The sequence below is a fragment of the Pseudomonas sp. REP124 genome, assembly GCF_020164475.1.
Classification (GTDB): Bacteria; Pseudomonadota; Gammaproteobacteria; order Pseudomonadales; family Pseudomonadaceae; genus Aquipseudomonas.
Map to the genome: position 1 here is coordinate 1 of NZ_JAIQWX010000251.1, position 4,381 is coordinate 4,381.

At 63.0% G+C, this 4,381-nt stretch carries 4 protein-coding genes; 2 read left to right on the top strand and 2 right to left on the bottom strand.

Going from position 1 to position 4,381, the window contains the following annotated elements:
* Positions 1–325 precede the first annotated feature (325 nt).
* Together K9857_RS29695 and K9857_RS29700 are read left to right on the top strand one after the other, a co-directional pair.
* Positions 326–1,642 carry a type VI secretion system Vgr family protein gene (locus K9857_RS29695; RefSeq protein WP_224542041.1) on the top strand — a complete coding sequence of 439 codons (1,317 nt, stop codon included), beginning with the start codon at positions 326–328 and terminating at the stop codon, positions 1,640–1,642.
* Positions 1,639–2,433, top strand: coding sequence for a DUF4123 domain-containing protein (locus tag K9857_RS29700; protein ID WP_224542043.1), 795 nt, complete (start codon positions 1,639–1,641; stop codon positions 2,431–2,433). The genes K9857_RS29695 and K9857_RS29700 overlap by 4 nt, the downstream gene beginning before the upstream one ends.
* 27 nt (positions 2,434–2,460) lie before the next feature.
* Here the strand turns inward: K9857_RS29700 and K9857_RS29705 are convergent, their stop codons facing one another.
* Entirely contained in the window at positions 2,461–3,807 is a 1,347-nt protein-coding gene (locus K9857_RS29705; protein WP_224542045.1) for an MATE family efflux transporter, read from the bottom strand.
* Between the two features lie 162 nt (positions 3,808–3,969).
* Positions 3,970–4,263: a hypothetical protein gene (locus K9857_RS29710; protein ID WP_224542047.1), complete on the bottom strand. Its 294-nt coding sequence runs from the start codon at positions 4,261–4,263 to the stop codon at positions 3,970–3,972.
* Positions 4,264–4,381: the final 118 nt, after the last annotated feature.

Consider the following 4,381-nt stretch of genomic DNA (forward strand, 5'->3'; position numbering starts at 1 on the left):
ATCTTTTGGGGCCGCTTCGCGGCCCAGCGGGGGCAAGCCCCCTCGCCACAATGATCTTGTTGTCTGTTTAATTTCTTAACTGAGTGGCGTTCAGGTAAGTCCTGCTCCCATCAGGTTGTCTGAAAATGTACCGATAGCGTCGGAATTTTCAGATGGCCTGGTGAGGCAATTCTCTTTTCCCTGCACGAAAATACCTGCGTCCTCGGCTATTTCAGGTATTCGTCCTCTTTTCGCGTAGGTCATTTCCCAAGTTGTATTTCCCCTCTCTACTCGGCCCTGCCACTCGGCGAAAATCCACGGCCGACCCTCCTGTAGAGAATCGCCCATGTTCGATCCAGTCAACGAACCGTCATTTCGTCTGGACGTAGCTGGTCTGTCCGACGCCTTCGAGGTCCTGGCCTTTACCGGCAGGGAAGCGCTCAGCGAACCCTTCGCCTTTGACGTGGACCTGCTGATCGATGATCCCTCGCTCGATCTCGCCAGCCTGTTATACCGCTCGGCCAGCCTGCGCTTCGGGCCGCAGGGCAACACCGTTCACGGGCAACTTCACGAACTGTTTCAGCGCGACCACGGCACGACCGTCAGGCTTTGCCATGTGCGCCTGGGGCCGAAGCTTTCGTGTCTGGCCCAACGCTTCAGCCAGCGCATCTTCAGCGGCCGCTCGGTGCCGCAGATTCTCGACCGGGTACTCAGGCAGCACGGCGTCGTCGGTGGCGACCGGCGTTTCGAATTGAGCGGCGATTACCCTCCGCTGGATTTCTGCACGCAGTACCGTGAATCCGATCTGCAATTTCTTCAGCGCCTGTGTGCCCGGGAGCGCATTGACTACCACTTCGAACATCGGGCGGGAGGGCACTGCGTGGTGTTCAGCGATCGACGGGGGCCGTTTCGGGTCGGGGACATGACGATGTTCAGGCCCGAAGGGGCGCAGCCGGCGGTACGGCGTTTCGAGGTTCGACATGGCGCCGGTAACCGGCATCCGCAGGCCGAATGCCAGACCGATCTGGCGACATTGCGCAGCGGCCAGTCGATGGCGCTGTCCGGGCATCCGATAGCGGAGTGGAATCGGCAGTGGCTGCTGACCCATATCGAGCATCAGGGCCGCCAGGATCTGTCGATTCCTTACCGAAATCAGGTGCGCGCCATGCAAGAAACAGCACCGTTTGCGCCGCGAACGAAATCGCCCCGGCCTGTCATGCACAGCCTGCAACGGGCATGGGTGGTGAGCGTCGATGAGCCAGAGCCAGCGAGCTCACGCCCGGTCGCCGTGCAGTTCGACTGGCTGTATCAGGGCGAAGGCGCGACGCCCAGTCACTGCTGGCTGCCGCTGGCGCCGACCCTGCAAGCCACAGGCAGCGCAGCGCTAAGAGAAGGCACGGAGGTGGTGGTGAGTTTTGTCGACGGCGACCCGGACCAGCCGATGATCACCGGGATTCTTCATCAGCCCGCTGCGCTTGAAGAGGCGGATACGCCTGCGGAGACGGAGCAATGCCCGCCTGAAGCGGTGCAGGATTGGCTGCATTCGGGAGAGCCCTTGCTGATGTTGTGCCTGATGCCGGGCGGAGGCAGTTTCAAGCAGTGTGAGCAGGCGATCTGTACTTGCCGGGCGGCCATGGGGCTGGCTCGAAGCGGAGCGGCGTGATGGCGGTGTATGCGGCCGATGTGCCGCCGCGCTGGTTGTTGCTGGATGTGCCGAGTGCACCGCAAGCGGGGGCTGCGCTCAAACTGGGGTTCGATCAGGCCCATTGGTATCGGTTGTTCGAAGGGACCGAATGGCACGCCCTGCGTGACCAGGGCCCGGTGCTGGTCAATCTGCTCACCTGCCCGACGCTGGCCGAAGCCTGCCAGCGCGATGCGCAGCACTGGCGTGGCTTGCTGCTGATCAGCGAGGCATCAGTCCCGGTCTTGCTGGCCCATTTGCGGCGCATGCTCACCGTCAGTTTCGATGTCCATCACCGGGCCTTGCTCAGTTACTACAACCCCAATACCGCCAGTTACTTTTTCGATGCCTGCGATGCCGCGCAACTGAGCCGCTGGATGGGGCCGGTCAAACAGATTCGCTGGTTTGGAGGTACCTGGGCCGACAGGGCGGCGGGGCACCAGGGCTGGCAGATGCTGCTCAATCCGGGGCTGGCGGTGAGCCCGCTGGGCGTCGAAGAAACCCTCAGTGCGCGGCAACGGGAAAACCTGCAGACCTGCCTGCTGGAGCAGCATGCCTGGCACTGGAGCCGCTCCACCGCGACCGAATACGCACGCCTTTGGGCACATCTGCAGGAAGGTTTGGCGCTGGGCTTCAGCGAGCAGCCGGTGCTGGATGCCTGGCTGTGGTTGCGCTTGCAACACCCCGACGCGGTGCCTGCACCATCGTCGGGGCGTACCCAGCAGGAACGCCTCGACAGTTTGCGCGACCGCTGGCAGAACCATCGGCCCTGATTTTTCGAGCTTCTGATTTTTCGACCTTCAGTGCGCGCCGGTGAACCAGCCGTCATTGCGGCGCAGGCGCCAGGCGATGATGCCCAGGGTCAGGCTGCGCAGGACCATGAACAGCAGAAAGGTTATCCACAGGCCGTGGTTGCCGAACCCTTGCAACGCCCAGGCGAACGGCACCAGCAAGGACACCGTCAGCAGCATGCCGTTGCGCATTTCCCGGGCGCGGGTGGCGCCGATGAACAAGCCATCGAGCAGGTAGCTCCAGACCGCAATCAGCGGCAGGACGGCGAGGTAGGGCAGATAGATGAATGCGGTGTCGCGCACGCTGGCGATGTCGGTCTGCATCTCGATGAACAGGTGCCCGGCCAACAGGAAGAACACCGCAAAACCCAGGCTCGCCAGCAGCGACCAGCCGCAGGCCACCACCAGCGAGCGGCGCAGGGCATCGCGTTTGCGAGCGCCTATGGCGTGTCCGCACAGGGCTTCCACGGCGTGGGCCAGACCGTCCAGGGCATGGGCGGTCAGCAGCAGGCCGTTGAGCAGCAGGGCATTGGCGGCGACGGTGGCATCCCCCAGTCGCGCGCCTTGCACGGTGATCAGGAAAAACACCGATTGCAGGGCCAGGCTGCGCAGGAAGATATCGCGGTTGACCGCCAGTAGCGGACGCCAGCTCTGCCACAACCGCAGCGCCGCCCAGACGATCTGCCCCGGATAGGCGCGCAGGGCCTGGCGAGTCATCAGCAGGCCGATCAGCGCACCGGTCCACTCGGCTATCACCGAAGCCCGGGCCGCACCGACAACTCCCCATTCCAGCCCGAGCACGAACCACAGGTTCAGCGCGATGTTGACCAGGTTGGTGGTGAGCAGGATCACCAGCGGCGCCCGGGCGTTCTGCGTGCCGAGGAACCAGCCGACCAGCGCGTAACTGGCCAGCGCCGCGGGCAGGCCGAACAGACGTGTATGGAAGAACTCGCGGGTCATCTGGTCAAGTTCCGCCGACGGCTGCATGAAGTGCAGCGCCACTCCGCTCAACGGCACGCCCGCCGCGCCCAGGACAATCGCCAGACCCATGGCCAGCAGCAGCCCCTGCAACAGAATCTGCCGCAGCGCTGCACCATCTCCGCGCCCGGCGGCCTGGGCGGCAAAACCGGTGGAACCCATGCGCAGAAAGCCCATCGCCCAGGCCAGGAAGGTATACAGACTGGCCCCGACCGCCACGGCGCCAAGCTGATGGGCGTGGGGCAGGTGACCGATGACGGTGCTGTCGACCAGCGCCACCAGCGGCACGGAAATGTTGGAAAGAATCATCGGCGCCGCCAGCGCCCACACCCGACGATGGGTAGGGCGGTCGCGCCAGTCGGCAATCAGGTTGGACATGCGGGCTCCTTGGGGAGCGGGCATTGTAGCGACACAATTGAAAGTTACAGCGATTCAATGTGGGAGCGGGCTTGCTCGCGAAGACGGTGCGTCAGTCAATACATGTGGGAACTGATCTACCGCATTCGCGAGCAAACCTGCTCCCACAGTTGTTTTGTGGTGTCAGTGCATGATCCAGCTCAGCAACCACAACCCCAGCATCAACCAGATCAGCCCCATGATGATCGACGCGTTCATGAACGCGCGGATCGCCGACCACAACAACACCAGGCCAATGATCAGGATCGCGATGCTGATGATCGACGTGTCCATGCCCAGCGCCCGGGACAGGCCGTCGACAAAATTGCTGCTGGCACGGCTCACCATCTGGAACAGGCCGCTCAGGGCGTCAACGATGAAACGGATGACTGTGCCAAGCGCCTGACCGAGCCATTCGAAAAAACCTTCTACCTGCATGGAATGAGTGTCCTGATGAAATGAGGGCATGGGTTGGGCTATCGATCACGCTACTGAGTTCCCCTCAAGCATAGAGCCTTGCACGCAACCTGTGGGAGCGGGCTTGCTCGCGAAGGCG